Here is a 15886-nt window from a genome sequence, read left to right on the forward strand (position 1 = left end):
GCGCGGGCGTAAGAACCCAACCGTGACCTCACGACGAGCGTTCCTCACCGGTTCGGCCGCGGCAGTGGCGGCGTCGGCGATCGGCGTCCCGGCGGGTGCCGCCGAACTCGGCGACCGCGGCCCCGGTGTCCCCGTACGTCCGCAGCGTCCGGGCGCGGACCTGCGCGCGCTGCTCCGGCAGGTCGACGAACGGCGGATCGAGGCGACCGTGCGCCGGCTGGCCGCCTTCGGCACGCGGCACACACTGTCGGCGCAGGACGACCCCGCGCGCGGCATCGGCGCCGCGCGTGACTGGCTCTTCGCGCAGTACCAGCAGATCGCGGCCGGGTCCGAGGGCCGGTTGACCGTCGAGCTGCAGTCGTACGTCCAGCCGCCGGCCGACCGGATCCCGGTGCCCACCACGATCACCAACGTCGTCGCGACGCTGCACGGCGCCACCGATCCCGGCCGCGTGTACGTCGTTTCGGGGCACTACGACTCGCGCCGCAGCGACGTCATGGACTTCACCGGCGACGCGCCGGGCGCCGACGACGACGCTTCGGGCGTTGCGGTCGCGCTGGAGCTGGCGCGGGTCCTCTCGACGCGGCAGCCGGCCGCGACGATCGTCTTCGCCGCCGTCGCGGGCGAGGAGCAGGGCCTCTACGGCGCACGGCACATGGCGCAGCAGTTCAAGGCCGCCGGCACCGACGTCCAGGCGATGTTCACCGACGACATCGTCGGCTCCAGCCGCGCCGACGACGGCACGCGCGACCCGGTCACGATCCGCCTGTTCGCCGAAGGCGTCCCGACCGCGGAGACGCCGGCCGAAGCGAACCTGCGCCGCAGCATCGGCGGCGAGAACGACTCCCCGCCGCGGCAGCTGGCCCGGTTCGTGAAGTCGGTGGCGGAGAACGACGCCACCGGCATGACCGTCCGGATCATCCACCGCCGCGACCGCTACCTGCGCGGTGGCGACCACATCGGGTTCCTGGAGCAGGGCTACCCGGCGGCGCGGTTCACCGAGCCCGCCGAGGACTTCGCGCACCAGCACCAGGACGTCCGCGTCGAGAACGGCGTCCAGTACGGCGACCTGCCGGAGTTCTGCGACTTCCCGTTCATCGCGCGGGTGGCGCGGGTGAACGGTGCCGCCCTGTGGTCGCTGGCGACGGCGCCGGGAACGCCGAAGGGCGTGAAGATCCGCACGGCGGCGCTGACGAACGACTCGGAACTGTTGTGGGACGCGACGCCGGGCGCGGTGGGTTACGAAGTCCTCTGGCGCGAAACGACGGCCCCGGACTGGACGCACGCGCTGGACGTCGGCCCGGCGCTGACGGCGAAGATCGACCTGTCGAAGGACAACGTCTTCTTCGCCGTCCGCGCGGTGGGCCCGGGCGGCCGCCGGAGCCCGGCGGCCTTCCCGGTACCGGTCAGCTAGGCCGCGGCCTGGGTCAGGACCTGCTCGACGACGTGGTGCGACGGCAGGATCAGGTCACGCTCGGCGTCCGCGTCGACCTTGCCCTCCAGCAGGTCGCAGAAGCGGTCCAGCTGGGAGGCCAGCGGCTCGCGGGCCGTGATCAGCTCGGGGATCTCGATCACCGTCTGCTGCCGGTAGCCGAGGCCGTCCGGGGTGACGGAGTCGTGCGAGACGTGCCGGTAGATCGTGACGTCACGGCGGAGCAGGTCGATCTCGATCAGCCGGTCCAGCTCCGAAACCACCAGCGAACGGACCTTCTTCTGGCCCAGCCGCGAAGCCGACACCGTGGCCAAGCCGGTCGGGAACGACAGCACCGTCTCGATGGTGTCCTCGGCGCCCTCGACCGACGACGGGTGGAAGTACCCCGCGCCGGACGTCACACGTGAAGGCGTTGCGCCGCCGAAGAACTGGATCGCCAGGTCGACGTCGTGCACCAGCAGGTCCCACGCGACGCCCGTCTTGATGCGCGGCGCGTACGGGCCGTGGCGGCGGGCCATCAGGTGCACCGGCTCCTGCACCAGCGCCCGCGCGGTCATGACCGCCGGGTTGTAGCGCTCCAGCAGGCCGCACATCAGCGGGATGTCGTTCTTCGCCGCCAGCGAAACGATTTCCTGCGACTTCTCGAAGCTGTTGCAGACCGGCTTCTCGACCAGCATCGGCTTGCCCTGGCCGAGGATCTCCTGCGCCAGGTCGTAGTGCACCTCGGTGGCCGACGCGAGCACGACGGCGTCCACATCGGACAGTTCGCCGATCTCCGGCGTCCACTGCGTTTCGTACCGCTCGGCGACGGCCTTGCCCGCTTCCTCGCGCGGATCGATCACCCGCACCAGGTCGACGCGCTCGTTCTGGGCGAGCACGCGAGCGTGCAGCGACCCCATGTTCCCGGTGCCGACAAGAGCGATCCGATGCGTCATGCGCCCAGTACCTCGCGAACTGTCTCGATGATGGTGTCCAGGTCGGACTCGGTCAGGTGCGGGTGCACCGGCAGCGAAAGCGCCTGCTCCGAGACGGCGCGAGCCACCGGGAAGTCCTCGACGCGCGCGCCCGGGATCAGGTCGTGACCCGCGTAGCACTCGTAGTCGAAGACGATCTTGGGGTAGTAGATGCCGTTGCCGATGCCGCGCTCGGTGAGCGCCGCGGCCAGCTCGTCGCGCGAGAGGAACGCGTGCGGCCCGACCAGCACGGTGTACTGGTGCCACACGTGCTCGCGGCCCGGCAGCACCTTCGGGACCTCGAGGCCCGGCGTGCCCGCGAGACCCTCCGAGAGCCGCTTCGCGTTCGCCTGGCGGGCGGCGGTCAGCTGGTCGAGCTTGGCCAGCTGCGGGATGCCGACGGCGGCGTGCAGGTCGGTCATCCGGTAGTTGTGCCCGGCGACCTCGTACTGGTAGCGGGCGCGCATGCCCTGGTTGCGCAGCACGCGCAGCTTGTCGGCCAGCGCGTCGTCGTCCGTCGTGATGACGCCGCCCTCGGCGGTGGTGATGTTCTTCGTCGCGTACAGCGAGAAGCAGCCGATGCCGAACGACCCGGCCTGCTTGCCCTCGAACGACGCGCCGACGGCCTGCGCCGAGTCCTCGATCACCTGGAGGCCGTGCTCGGCGGCGAGCGGGGCGAGCTTGCCCATGTCCGCCGTCTGGCCGTAGAGGTGCACCGGCATGAGAACCTTCGTGCGGTCCGTCACGGCGGCGGCTACGGCGTCGGGGTCGATCGCGAAGTCGTCGCGCCGGATGTCGGCGAACCGGACGGTCGCGCCGGCCTCGAGGATCGCGTTGAGCGTCGCGACGAACGTGAACGGCGAGGTGATGACCTCGTCACCCGGCTTCAGGTCGAGGACCTGGAGGGCGGCGACCAGCGCGGTCGTCCCGTTGTTGACCGCGATCGCGTGCTTCGTCCCGGAGACCGCCGCGAAGGCGTCTTCGAAGCGCTTGACCATCGGTCCCTGTGCGATGGCGCCGGAACGCAGGACCTCGACGACGAGGTCCTCCGCGTCGCGGACGTCGACCACGGTGATGGGGATCATGGGCAGTCTCTCTCGGCAGGCGATTTCGGCGCGTCCGGTACAGTGAGCCGCCGGTTCTGCGCCCGGCCGCCCTGCATGAACGCGGGCCACACGTTACCGGGCGCGGTAGCACGCCCAGTACCCAGCCGCCGACGAACGGATACCCGCCCGTGGCCAACCGCATCCACCCGACCGCCGTCCTCGGCGAAGGCGTCGAACTCGGGGACGACAACGTGATCGGGCCGTACGCGGTGATCGTCGGGCCGGCCCGGATCGGCGACGGCAACTGGATCGGTCCGCACGTGACGATCGGCACGCCCGGCGAGGACCGCGGCCGCCCGCACCCGGACGCTTGGACCGAGGCGCCGGTGGGTGACCCCGATCACGACGGCCACGGCGTCGTCATCGGCAGCCGCAACCGCATCCGCGAGTACGTGAGTGTCCACCAAGGGACCTGGCGGACGACGACGATCGGCAGCGACGGCTACTTCCTGCGCAACTCCCACGTCGCGCACGACTGCCTGGTCGGCGACGGCGTGACGATCGCCTCCAACGCCGTGACCGGCGGCCACTGCCACATCTGGGACGGCGCGAACCTCGGCATGGGCGCGATCCTGCACCAGAAGGTCGTGATCGGCCCCGGCGCGATGATCGGGATGGGCTCGGCGGTGCGGCGCGAGATCGGCGCGTTCACCATCGCCGTCGGCAACCCGGCCCGCGTCACCGGCGTCAACGTCGTGGGCCTGTCCCGCCGCGGCGTCGACGAGGAGACGATCGAAGCCCTCGGGCCGTGGCTGAAGGGCAAGGAAGGTCTCCCGGACGTCACGCTGCCCGGCGACCTCTCTACCTTGGTAAAGGCGTGGGACGCTCGCCCGCGCGACGAGCACTAGGAGCTATGCAGATGTCTGAAGTCGCCCCCAAGTTGCGCGAGGTCTTCGTCGAGGCACTGGACCTCGACGGTGATGTGGACGTCGACAACCTGAAGTACCGCGACATCGAGGCGTGGGACTCCGTCGGCCACATGGCGCTGGTCGCGGCCATCGAGGACGAGTTCGACGTCGAGTTCGACACCGACCAGGTGATCGACATGTCGAGCTTCAAGGTCGCCGTGGACATGGTGACCGAGCTGCAGGCGAAGAATGACTGATTTGTCGGGCCGCGTCGCGCTCGTCACCGGCGGGACGCGGGGGATCGGCCTGGCCACCGTCCGCGCTTTGGTCGAGGCCGGCGCGACGGTGGTGCTGACCGGACGTGACGAAGCTCGCGCCAAGGAAGCTGCTTCGGCGGCGGGTGCCGCGGCCGGGCTCGCCCTCGACGTCACCGACGCCAAAGCGGTGTCGTCGCTGGTCAGGGGGGTCGCGAAGGAGCACGGCAGGCTCGACGTCGTCGTCGCGAACGCCGGGATCATGGAGGACGCGCTCCTCGGCATGATCAAGGAAGAGCTCGTCGACACGACGCTGAGCACGAACGTCGCCGGCACGCTGCACACCGTCCAGGCCGCGGCCCGGGCGATGATGCGCAAGAAGACCGGCTCGATCGTCGTGCTCGCGTCGATCGTCGGCGAGTACGGGAGCGCCGGCCAGACGGTGTACGCGGCCTCGAAGGCGGCGGTGGCGAACATCGCGCGTTCGGCGGCGAAGGAGCTCGGCCGGTCCGGCATCCGCGTCAACGCGGTCGCGCCCGGCGTGATCGAGACCGACCTGACCGCCGGCCTGAGCGAGGACGCGAAGGCGGAGAACACCGGCAAGACGCCGCTCGGACGCCTGGGCCGGGCGGAAGACGTGGCGAACGCAATCCGGTTCCTGGTGAGTGATGAGGCGTCCTTCATCACCGGGCAGGTGCTGGGCGTCGACGGAGGCTTGGTGCTGTGACGCTGTTGGGTGCGGGAGCCCGGCTGGTCGATGTGGCCGGGGGCCGCACGCTGGCGGGCGCGGAACTGTCGGCCGAGGTCGGCCGCTCGATGGAGGCGCTGGCGGCGCTGCCCGTCGGGGTCGTCTTCGCGCGGATGTCGGTCGACCTGCCGAGCGTGCTGACCTACCTGGGCGCGTTCGAATCCGGCCGGGCGATCGCGCTGATCGACCCCGCGCTGGACGCGGACGTGCTGGCCGGGCTGGTCGCGCGGTTCCGCCCGGCGGCGGTGCTGGCCGCGTCCGGCGACGCGCCTGCCGGCTACACCGTGCGCGGCGCCGACTGGGTCCGCGACTCGGCCGAGGGCGTGGAGCCGCACCCCGACCTGGCCGTCCTGCTGCCGACCAGCGGGTCCACCGGCAACCCGAAGCTCGTGCGGCTCTCGCGCCAGGCGGTCCTGGCCAACGCCGACGCCATCGCGCAGGTGCTGCACATCGACGCCGACGAGGTCGCGCCCACCTGCCTGCCGCTGCACTACAGCTACGGCCTGTCGGTGCTGAACTCGCACCTGGTGCGGGACGCGACCGTCGTGATCGAAGCGTCCGGTGTACTCGGCCGCGGCTTCTGGGACGCGGTGAACACCTACGGCGTCACGTCGCTTTCGGGTGTTCCGTACCACTACGAAATGCTGCGGCGGCTCAAGTTCGACCCCGCGAAGTACCCGACGCTGCGCACGCTGACGCAGGCCGGCGGGAAGCTGCGCGACGAGCTGGTCGCCGAGTTCAACGAGAAGATGCTCGCGGTCGGCGGCCGGATGTACGTCATGTACGGCCAGACCGAGGCGGCGCCGCGGATGACGACGGTGCCCGCCGAAAAGTTGGCCGAAAAGCTCGGTTCCGCCGGGCCGGCGCTGCCGGGCGGCAAGTTCACGGTCCGCCGCGACGACGGCTCGGAGACCACGCACCCGAAAATTGTCGGTGAGGTCGTCTACCGTGGGCCCAATGTGATGCTGGGTTACGCGGACGACGAGTCCGGCCTGGCCAAGGGCGACGAATGCGGCGGCGTGCTCGCCACCGGTGACCTCGGGTACCTCGACGAAGAGGGGTACCTGTTCATCACCGGGCGGCTCAAGCGCATCGGCAAGGTGTTCGGCAACCGCGTCAGCCTCGACGACCTCGAGCACGCCGCGCGCACGGCGGCGGTCGGGATCGACGTGGTGGCGGCGGTGCCCGCCGGCGACAAGGTGGTGCTGTTCGCCGAGGGCGTCGACAAGGACATCTGCAAGGACGCGTCGCGGGCGCTGTCCGAGCGGCTGCACCTGCACGCCAGCGGGTTCGACGTCCGCCCGATCGACACCGTGCCGCTGCTGGCCAGCGGCAAGATCGACTACCGGTCATTGGAGGCGAGGGTATGAGCGTGTTCACTCGGTCGCAGGCTGACCGGGAAGCTTTGCTGCTGCCCGAACTCGCCTCGCTGACGGCCCACCACCGGGCGAACTCCGAGGGCTACGAGCGCATCCTGTCGTCGCTGGGAATCGCGCCTTCCGCGTCCTTCGCCACGATCGCGGACCTGCCGTGGCTGCCGGTGCGGATGTTCAAGACCCACGACCTGAAGTCCGTGCCGGACAGCGAGGTCTTCAAGACGCTGACGTCGTCGGGCACCACCGGCGCCGGCGCTTCGCGGATCTACCTCGACAAGGAGTCGGCGGGCGCGCAGACCAAGCAGCTGGGCGCGACGCTGCAGGAGGTCCTCGGCGGCGAGCGGCTGCCGATGCTGATGGTCGACACGATCGGCATCATCAAGAACCGCCGGTCGTTCTCCGCGCGGGGCGCCGGTGTGCTGGGCATGGCGAACTTCGGCCGCAAGCACACGTACGTGCTCGACGAGAACGACAAGCCGGACGTCGAGGCCGTCAGGAAGTTCCTGGCCGAGTACGGCGACAAGCCGTTCCTGATCTTCGGCTTCACGTTCATGGTCTGGCTGTACCTCTACGAGGTCGCGCGGGACCACGACCTCGACCTGTCGAACGGGATCCTGATCCACAGCGGTGGCTGGAAGAAGCTGATCGACCGCGCGGTCGACAACACCGAGTTCCGGCGGCGGTTCAAAGAGGACACCGGGCTCACCCGGATCCACAACTACTACGGGATGATCGAGCAGATCGGCACCGTGTTCCTCGAAGGCCCGTCCGGGAACTCGCTGTACTGCCCGGACTTCGCCGACGTCGTGATCCGCAACCCGGAGACGTGGGAAGAGCAGCCGGTCGGGGAGCCGGGCGTGATCGAGGTCGTCTCGACGCTGCCGACGTCGTACCCGGGGCACGTGCTGCTCACCGAAGACCTGGGCGTCTACAACGGCATCGACGACGGCGACTGGCCGGGCAAGCACTTCTCCGTGCTCGGCCGGCTGCCGAAGGCCGAGGCCCGCGGGTGCTCGGACACGTTCTCGGGAGCGGCGGCGTGACTTCTCTGACTCAGCGTTTTCCCTTGTCGGATGCGGTTTCCGTGAGCGACCTGGTCGACGAGCTGCGCGCCGCACCGCCGGGCGGCCGGCTGCGCGTGGGCGACCCGCGGGTCGTCGAGTTCATCACGAAGTTCGCCCGCAAGCTGCTGGCGCCGGCCACCGCGCGCCGGTACCCGGAGCTGGCGTCGCTCGGCTTCTTCCTGCGCAAGGGCGAGATCGCCAAGGCCTTGTCCACGTTGGACACCACGGGCAACACGCTGCGGTTCCCGCGCGGGCTGGTGTTCCACGTGCCGCCGGCGAACGTCGACACGATCTTCGTCTACTCGTGGGCGTTGTCCGCGCTGGCGGGCAACCACAACGTCGTGCGGGTGTCGTCGCGCTCGGCCGGGGCCGCGGAGGCGGTGCTGGAAGCGCTGAACGCGGCACTGTCCGAAGTGGACGCTTCGGTCGCGGAAGCGATCACGGCCACCCAGCGCATGGTGACCTACGACCGCAGCGACGAGGTGAGCGGCGCCCTGTCGCTGGCCGCAGACCTGCGCGTCATCTGGGGCGGCGACGGCTCGGTCGCGGCGCTGCGGAAGTACCCCCTCGCGCCGCACGCGCGTGACCTGACGTTCCCGGACCGCTCGTCGTTCGCCGTCGCGTCGGTCGCCGGCTGGCAGCGGGCGTCCGAAGCGGAGCGCCGCGCGGCCGCCGAGGGCTTCTACAACGACTCGTACTGGTTCGACCAGGCCGCCTGCTCGTCGCCGCGCGCGGTGTTCTGGGTCGGCGACGAGTCCGGGGCGCGCGAGGCCGGCCAGGAGTTCCGGACGCTGCTGGCGGCGGTGCTGGAGACGAAGCAGCACGTCACGGAGCCGGCGATGGCCGTCCAGAAGCGCGTCTCGGCGTACGGCGCGGCGGTCGACGGGCTGGTCAAGGACATCGCGTTCGACGGCAACGGACTGGCCACGTTGGAGCTGACCGACCCGGCGATCCTGCCGCGCGAATGGCTCGGCGCGGGCACGTTCGCGAACGCCCGAGTGTCCTCTTTGTCCGATCTGGTGCCGATCGTCCTGCGCAAGGACCAGACGGTCAGCCAGTTCGGCTTCTCGGCGGAGGAGCTGACGGCGTTCGCGCACGAGCTGGCGGGCCGCGGCGTCGACCGGATCGTGCCGTTCGGCAGCGCCCTGACGTTCTCCGCGGTCTGGGACGGTTACGATCTGCTCCACGAGTTCAGCCGCCTGGTCACAGTGCAGGCCTGAGGAGACCGTCGATGACGACAGTTGAGGACTTGCCGGCTGCCGGTAAGCAGCCGAAGTCCACCAAGGGGAAGATCCTCGACGTCGTCCGCTGGGTCGCGATCCTGCTGGTCATCGGCTTCGCGGCGAAGCAGCTGGCCTCGAACTGGGGCGAGTTCTGGCACACGCTGCGCGACGTGGCGTGGGAGTCGTCCCTGCTGAGCCTGCTCGCTCTGGTCGCGGCGATCATGGTGTCGACCTGGGGCTGGCAGGTGATGGTCGACGACCTGGGCAAGCCGATCGGCTACGCCCGGGGCGCGCAGATCTGCCTGGTCGGCTCGCTCGGCAAGTACGTGCCGGGCTCGGTCTGGGCGTACCTGCTGCAGATGGAGCTGGGCCGCAAGGCGGGCCTGGCCCGGGCGCGGATCTTCACGGGCTCCCTGATCCAGCTCGGCGTGGGTGTGGTGTCGGCCCTGGTGGTGTCGCTGTTGGCGGCGCCCGCGGTGTTCAGCAACAGCCCCCGCGCGCTGTGGCTGTTCGTGCTGATCCCGGTCGGCCTGGCGATGCTGCACCCGAAGATCCTGACCTGGGGAACGTCCCTGGTCCTGCGGATCCTCCGGCGTCCCCCGCTGGCCCACCCGCTGGGCTGGAAGGTCGTGGGCAAGGTCTTCGGCGCCTCGACGGTGGCGTGGTGCCTCCAGGGCATCCACCTGTGGCTGCTGGCGAACTCGGTGGGCACGCCGGGCTTCAGCGGCTTCGTGCTGTGCGTCGGCGCGATGGCCGTGGCGATGACGGTGGGCACGTTCGCGTTCATCCTCCCCAGCGGCGTGGGCGTCCGCGAGGTGGCCCAGGTCGCGGTCCTGACGGCGAGCGGGCTGACGGTCGGTCAGGCCACGGCGTTCGCGGTCGCGTCCCGGGTGATGTTCACGGTGGCGGACCTGCTGACGGCGGGCATGGCCGCGGTCGCGGCCCGCTCGACCCGCCCGGCGGTCGCGTCCGCCTGAGGAGTTGTCCACCGGTTGTCCACAGGTGTTGCGCACATGTGGACAACTCAGGGCACGAGCCGGTAGATCACCGCGTCCGCATTGCGCCAGGCTTCCTTCAAGAACGGCTTCCCGGCCAGCCCCACCAATCCGGGCTGGTACGGCTCCGCCGGAGGCGGCAACGGCGTCCCGAGGATCACCCACCGCACGTTCAGCCGCTGAACCGCCGCCCGCACGGCCGGGTCCGTCTCGTAGTCCTTGAACCGCTCGGCCAGCAACCGAGCGTCCGAAGGCGGCAACGTCTGGTCGTAGTGCGCCGCGACGGTCCGGACCCCCGCCAGCGCGTACGTCCACGCCGTCCCGTCGAAGCGGTCGTTCATCGCCCATTCGCCCGGGGCCGCCAGCTTGCCCAGCTCCACCATCGCCGCTTCTTCGCCGGGCGTCACGTGCAGTTTCGACAGGTCCGCGGCCTGGTAGCCCGTGTACACGCGGGCGCCGTTGGAGCGGAAGTACAAGCCGTTCGTCAGCACCACGAAACCGAGCAGCACCACCACCGCGACCGCCACCGCCGGCACGCGCGGCGGGAGGTGGTCGCGCAGCCACTCCTGCGTCGACGCCAAGCCGTGCGCCGTCAGCACGCACAGCGGGATCGCCGCCATCGCGAAGAACCGGTACGGGTCGTCCCACCACGGCCGGGACAGCGTCATCACCAACGGCGCGTTCGACGACGCCACCGCGATGTACGCCAGGCCCGTCACCGCCGCCGTCAGGCCGATCCAGCGCAACGCCCCCGCCCGCGCGAAGAACACGATCCCCAGGAACAGCGCGACCGACAACCAGATCTGCGGGTGCGCCTCGAAGTGCTGGAAACTCAGCAACGCGCCCAAGGCCGCCGACGCGCGCCACTCGCTCGGCCAGCCGTAGTACGGGACGTCGCCCGTCGCCAGGCCCAGCGCCCCGAACAACTGCAGCCACGCCACCAGCAACGCCACCACGGCGATCGGCAGCAGCGCCAGCAGGTCCCGGCCGATCCGCCGCCACGACGACAGCCAGCGCTGCACCAGCATCGGGCCCGCGAACAGGATCCCGCCGAACAACGTCGAGGAATGGACGCACAGCAGGCCCACTGCCGCGAGCAGCAGCACGAACCCCGTGTCCGGCGCGACGCGGTCCAAGTAGCGCCGCAACGCCACCGCCGCCAACGGCGTCAGCGTCACGCCGAGCGCGAACGGCAGCAGCGGCCCGCGGTCCATCGACTCGTAGACGCCCATCACCGGCGCCACCGCCGTCAGCGCCACGGCACCCGCCAGCACCGCCCGCCCGCGGAACTCGCGGGCCAGCGTCACCAACGACAACGCCAGCAAACCGGGCAGCAGCAGCGTGTTCGCGTCCAGCGTCGCCGGGATCGACGCCCCGCTCAGGTGGTAGGTCACCGACGCCAGCAGGTGGTAGGCGTTGGGGTAGAACACCGGCAGCGCGTCGCCGTACCAGTTCACGCTCCCCGTGCCGAACAGGCTGCCGTCGCCGGTGTCGGCGATGTAGCGGACGGCGTTGCCGTGGTACACGGCGTCGAAACCCTGGGGCAGCGCGCCGATGTGGCCCAAGCCGCGCAGGGTTGCGTAGAAACCGACCGCCGCCCCGAACAGCAGGCACGCGCCCACCGCGAGGTGCCCGCGCCGGTCCCACAGCCCGGGTTCCGGGTCGGGCGACCAGCGGCGGACCGTCAGTTTCCGGACACCGTAAGCGATCGCGGCGAACACGACCGTCGAAACCGCGTACGTCAACGGGGTGAACGACCACCCGATGGCCGCCGTCCACGGCCCGGTCAGGCCGCCGATCGCGTAGCTCAGCAACGGGGCCAGGCCGGCGAGCGCCCAGCCGCGCACGCCCGCGGCGAGTCCGGTCAGGAGGCCCGGGACGGCGATGACGGCAACGGCAACGCAGACGGAGAGCACGGTGGAGACTAAGCCGACAACGATCAGCGAGCCGTCGCGGGGTTGGAGTCCGATCGGGACACTCCGTCGCGATACCCGAACGGGTTATATTGACCAGTGCGTTTCCCTGCTTGACTGACGCCGGGCGGAGCGATCTTCACGAGGGGGCCGGGTGGTCTACGCGGTCGTGGTGGCGTGGCTGGTCCTCGCCGCGATCGTGGTGCTGACCTGGGGCCGCCTCGACACCGACCGCGGCTGGCGCGGCTTCGTCCTCGCTCTCACGCTCGGTCTTTCGCTGCTGCACCAGCTGCTGTTCGCGACCGTCACCGAAGACGCGCTCGTGTCGTTCCGCTACGCCCAGAACATCGCCGACGGGAACGGCCCGGTGTTCAACCCCGGCGAACGCGTCGAGGGCTACACGAACTTCCTCTGGCTGGTCCTGATCGCCCTGCCGCGGGCCGCGTTCGGCGCCGACGTCCGGACGACCGCCGTCGTCTTCGGGGTCGTCGCCGCGCTCGGCGCGGTCCTCCTTTCCTGCTTCCTGGCCAACCGGATCGTCGCGGCGGCCGCCCCGGCCGGTGCCGAGCCGCGGCCGGCGATCGGCGTCGCCGCCGCGGTGCTCACCGCGAGCGCCGGCGGCCTCGCCGTCTACGGGCCGTCCGGCTCCGAGGTCCCGCTGTTCGTCCTGCTGCTGCTCGCCGTCTGCTACTCGCTCGTCGCGCGCCGGCCGGTGGTCGCCGGCGTGCTCGTCGCGTTCGCCGTGATGACCAGCCCGGAGGGCCTGGTGGCCGGCGTGCTCGGTGGCCTCTGGCTGGTCGGGGCCGCGCTGAAGAAGAGGCACAGCTGGTGGGCGCCGGTCGGGTACCTGCTCGGCGCGCTCGTGTTCCTGATCCCGCGGCTGGCCTGGCGGGCGACGTTCTACGAGCACTTCCTGCCCGCGCCGCTGGCCGCGAAGCTCGGCGGTTCGTTCGGTTCGCAGGTCGACGCCGGCTGGCCGTATCTGTCCGGCTTCGCCTTGGCGCACCAGGGTTTCCTGCTGCTCGGGCTGGTCGCCGCGGTCGCGCTGTTGCTGCGCCGCACCCAACCCGCCGAGGCGCGCACCCTGATCTGGCTGCTGTTCGCGACGGCGCTGGGGCTCGCGGCCGCCGCGGTGCTGATCGGCGGCGACCCCGGCCCGTCGTGGCGGCTGCTGGCCCCCGTGCCGCCGCTGATCGCCGTCGCGAGCGTCGCCACCTACGGCGTGCTGACCGCGGACGTCGAGGCCAAGCCGTCGCCGCGGCCGAGGAGCTGGCCCGCCGCGACCCGGCTGGTGCCGGTGACCGCCTGCGGGCTCGCCGGCATCGCCGTGCTCGTCTCGGTGTTCAGCCCGGAGATGCTCGACCGCGTCCGCGACTGGCACGCGCACGGCGACGAGCTCACCGAGATCGGGGGCTGGCTCGGCGACTACCTGCCGCCCGGGTCGGTCGTCAGCGCCGCGGCGCCCGGCGCGCTCGCCGCCCGCAGCGGCCAGCTGCTCATCATCGACGTCCTCGGCCGCACCGACGACCACATCGCCCGCGACGGCCGGCACGACGGCGGCGTCGCCACCGACTACGACTACGTCGTCAACGCCCGCCGCCCGACCGTCGCGGTGCCCTCCGACAGCGGCTTCGCCGACCGCCAGCACTGCGCGATCGACCCGGTCTACGCGGGCAAGTACCAGGTCGCCACCTTCCGCCGCGTCGGCACGCCCTACTGGGTGTCCGTCTACCCGCGCGCGGAGGAGGCCAAGGCCGTGGTCACGGACCTCGACCGGGGCCCGGACTTCCGCTACGTACCCTGTCCTTCGTGAAACTGGACGTCCCGAAAGCGCGCCTGGGTGCCGAAGCCCGGCTCGGGATCGGGGTCTTCGGGGCGTCGTTCCTGCTCTTCGTCGTGCGGTTCCTGGTCCCGCGGCCGATCGCGATGTCGAACAACGGCGACGGCGGCCGCGTGCTCTGCGGCGCCGGGATCACCTGGAAGGGCCTGCCCGAGCCGTTCGTCCACCTCGCCTACACCGTCGCGCCGGGCGCGCCGCCGTGCCGGCCGACCTACCTGCTGACGCAGAGCTGGCTGGCGGAGGCGTCCGTCGGGCTCGCCCGGCTGGCCGGCTTCCCGGCGACGCTGAGCCTGGTCGTGCTCGGCCTGCTGAGCAGCATCATCGCCGCGGCGGCGATCGCGGTGATCGTGCTCGGCCTGCCGTACCCGCTCCGCGTCCGGCTGGCCGTGGCGGCGGGGCTCCTGCTGGTCGTTGCGGACTCGGCGTTCTTCGGCTACTTCGCGGCGATCCTCGGCGAAGGCGCGGCCTTCCTCGGCCTGCTGCTGATCGCCGGTGGCCTGCTGCTGACCGCACGCGAGGGCCGGTGGTGCTACGCGGGCCTGGCGGTGACGTTCGCCGGCGGCGTCCTGGCGGTCAACGCCAAGGTCCAGACGCTGATCATCCTGCCGATCCTCGCGCTCGCGGTGCTCCTGGTCCGGCCGGGCGCGCTGCGCGGGGCGAAGCGGTGGGCGGCCGCGACGCTGGTCATCGGGGCCCTCGGCGCCGTGACGCTGTTCGCGCAGCAGAGCGTCGAACCCGCCCGCGCGCCCGACGGCACGTACACCGCGTTCCCGGGCGACGACTCGCGCGAGATCAACATGTTCAACTCGATCTTCCTGAACATCGTCGACGGCCGGCACGACACCCAGGCCGATCTCGCCGCACTCGGCCTGCCGCCGTCGTTCGCCCAGTACGCGGGCAACGGCTGGTGGCACCCGCACCCGGCGACGATGGACCCGCTCTATGCGAGCTACCGCGACAAGATGACCCGCGAGAACGTCCTGGGCTACTTCGCGAGCCACCCCGGCCGGACGCTCGAAGTGCTGGACAAGGCCGCGACCGACCAGCTGACCGCCCGCCCGGACTACCTCGGCAGCTTCGACCAGGAGGCCGGCTTCGCGCCGCACGCGCAGGAGTACCGGGTGCCGGTCGTGTCGTGGCTGACCCGCCTGATCAGCCCGCTCGGCCTGCTCGCGCTGGCGCCGATCTGGCTGTTCGTGCTGGTCAGAGCGTGGCTGCAGCGGCGCGAGCCGCTGGGTGTCGTGCTGGCGTTCCTGCTCGCCGTCTCGCTGACGCAGTTCGGCACCGCGGCCCTCGGCGACGGCATCGAGGGCGTCAAGCACCAGTCCGTCGCGCTGTTCACGATCCTGCTCGCGCTCGTCCTGGCGGCGCTGCCTCAGTCGCGGTCGAGCGAACCGCGGTGGGGGAGGAACTCCTCGGTCGGCGGGCCGTCGTCGACCGGCGGAACGCGTCCCACAGACGGCTTCGGCCAGAACGGCGGCACCTCGAGCAGCACGAACACGAGCAGCCCGGCCAAGCCGACCAGGAAGATCGTCGACGACGACGCCAGCTTGTAGTTCACCGCGAGGTACAGGAAGAACACCACGCCGACCCAGATGCGCCGGGCTTCGCCGCGGTGCTCGTCGAGCACGACCGCGACCAGCCCGATGACCAGTGGCGCCATCATCACGAAGACGCGCTGGGTGTCCGTGGCGACCAGCCGCCCGGCGAGGCAGCACAGCCCGAGCCAGACGCTGGACACCAGCAGCAGGCTCCGGGTTCGCTCGCGCCGGAACTCGCGGTAGAGGCCGTAGGCGAAGATCAGCCAGAAGAAGCTGAACGTGCTGTACAGCGCGGCCTGGTCCACGCCCTTGTTCGACGACAGGGCGAACCGGATGTTGCCCAGCAGGCCGCTGTTGGCCTGGCCGGCGCCGAACCCGTAGTCGCCGCCGATGAGCGCCTGCGCCCACAGCCGGAACGCGAAGTACAGCCCGCCCGCGACGACCACGGCGATTAGGCCGCCGATGACCTGCTTGTCGCGCAGCGACCGCGACCGCGTCCACGCCACCAGCGGGTAGAGCGGCGCGAGCAGCAGCGTCGTCTCCTTGTTGATCGCGCCGATCACGATCACCAGGGCGAACCAGATCAGCCGCCG

The 15886-nt window shown here is 71.1% G+C and carries 13 protein-coding genes; 10 read left to right on the top strand and 3 right to left on the bottom strand.

Annotated elements, in window-relative coordinates; all coding sequences use genetic code 11:
* Positions 1-22: 22 nt before the first annotated feature.
* Positions 23-1414: a M20/M25/M40 family metallo-hydrolase gene (locus ACERZO_RS28020; protein WP_372667739.1), complete on the top strand. Its 1392-nt coding sequence runs from the start codon at positions 23-25 to the stop codon at positions 1412-1414.
* Here ACERZO_RS28020 and ACERZO_RS28025 read toward each other — a convergent pair.
* Entirely contained in the window at positions 1411-2367 is a 957-nt protein-coding gene (locus ACERZO_RS28025; protein WP_372667740.1) for a Gfo/Idh/MocA family protein, read from the bottom strand. The genes ACERZO_RS28020 and ACERZO_RS28025 overlap by 4 nt on opposite strands.
* On the bottom strand, positions 2364-3470 hold the full coding sequence (locus ACERZO_RS28030) for a DegT/DnrJ/EryC1/StrS family aminotransferase (RefSeq protein WP_372667741.1): 1107 nt from the start codon (positions 3468-3470) through the stop codon (positions 2364-2366). The genes ACERZO_RS28025 and ACERZO_RS28030 overlap by 4 nt, the downstream gene beginning before the upstream one ends.
* Positions 3471-3619: 149 nt before the next feature.
* Here ACERZO_RS28030 and ACERZO_RS28035 point away from each other — a divergent pair, with 149 nt between their 5' ends.
* Genes ACERZO_RS28035 through ACERZO_RS28065 form a run of 7 tightly spaced genes read left to right on the top strand, consistent with a single transcriptional unit; the run spans position 3620 to position 9981 of the window.
* The gene (locus tag ACERZO_RS28035; protein WP_372667742.1) at positions 3620-4339 is read left to right on the top strand and encodes a UDP-N-acetylglucosamine acyltransferase; all 720 of its coding nucleotides are present in this window, start codon (positions 3620-3622) and stop codon (positions 4337-4339) included.
* Between the two features lie 11 nt (positions 4340-4350).
* On the top strand, positions 4351-4596 hold the full coding sequence (locus tag ACERZO_RS28040; protein ID WP_372667743.1) for an acyl carrier protein: 246 nt from the start codon (positions 4351-4353) through the stop codon (positions 4594-4596).
* Entirely contained in the window at positions 4589-5320 is a 732-nt protein-coding gene (locus ACERZO_RS28045; protein WP_372667744.1) for an SDR family NAD(P)-dependent oxidoreductase, read from the top strand. The genes ACERZO_RS28040 and ACERZO_RS28045 overlap by 8 nt, the downstream gene beginning before the upstream one ends.
* Positions 5317-6711, top strand: coding sequence for an AMP-binding protein (locus tag ACERZO_RS28050; protein WP_372667745.1), 1395 nt, complete (start codon positions 5317-5319; stop codon positions 6709-6711). The genes ACERZO_RS28045 and ACERZO_RS28050 overlap by 4 nt, the downstream gene beginning before the upstream one ends.
* Complete coding sequence (locus tag ACERZO_RS28055; protein ID WP_372667746.1) at positions 6708-7760, top strand: LuxE/PaaK family acyltransferase; 1053 nt, start codon at positions 6708-6710, stop codon at positions 7758-7760. The genes ACERZO_RS28050 and ACERZO_RS28055 overlap by 4 nt, the downstream gene beginning before the upstream one ends.
* Complete coding sequence (locus ACERZO_RS28060) at positions 7757-9001, top strand: acyl-CoA reductase (protein WP_372667747.1); 1245 nt, start codon at positions 7757-7759, stop codon at positions 8999-9001. The genes ACERZO_RS28055 and ACERZO_RS28060 overlap by 4 nt, the downstream gene beginning before the upstream one ends.
* 11 nt (positions 9002-9012) lie before the next feature.
* Positions 9013-9981 (top strand): lysylphosphatidylglycerol synthase transmembrane domain-containing protein, encoded by a 969-nt coding sequence (locus ACERZO_RS28065; RefSeq protein ID WP_372667748.1) that lies wholly within the window; start codon positions 9013-9015, stop codon positions 9979-9981.
* Positions 9982-10028: 47 nt separating this feature from the next.
* Here the strand turns inward: ACERZO_RS28065 and ACERZO_RS28070 are convergent, their stop codons facing one another.
* A complete protein-coding gene (locus ACERZO_RS28070; RefSeq protein WP_372667749.1) occupies positions 10029-11915 on the bottom strand; it encodes a DUF6541 family protein in 1887 nt (628 codons plus the stop codon).
* Between the two features lie 151 nt (positions 11916-12066).
* Between ACERZO_RS28070 and ACERZO_RS28075 the strand changes: the two genes are divergently transcribed.
* Positions 12067-13725 carry a hypothetical protein gene (locus ACERZO_RS28075; protein WP_372667750.1) on the top strand — a complete coding sequence of 553 codons (1659 nt, stop codon included), beginning with the start codon at positions 12067-12069 and terminating at the stop codon, positions 13723-13725.
* Positions 13722-15308 carry a glycan biosynthesis hexose transferase WsfD gene (gene wsfD / locus ACERZO_RS28080; RefSeq protein WP_372667751.1) on the top strand — a complete coding sequence of 529 codons (1587 nt, stop codon included), beginning with the start codon at positions 13722-13724 and terminating at the stop codon, positions 15306-15308. The genes ACERZO_RS28075 and wsfD overlap by 4 nt, the downstream gene beginning before the upstream one ends.
* The last annotated feature ends 578 nt before the right edge of the window (positions 15309-15886 follow it).

The organism is Amycolatopsis kentuckyensis, assembly GCF_041679295.1.
GTDB classification, from domain to species: Bacteria; Actinomycetota; Actinomycetes; order Mycobacteriales; family Pseudonocardiaceae; genus Amycolatopsis; species Amycolatopsis kentuckyensis_A.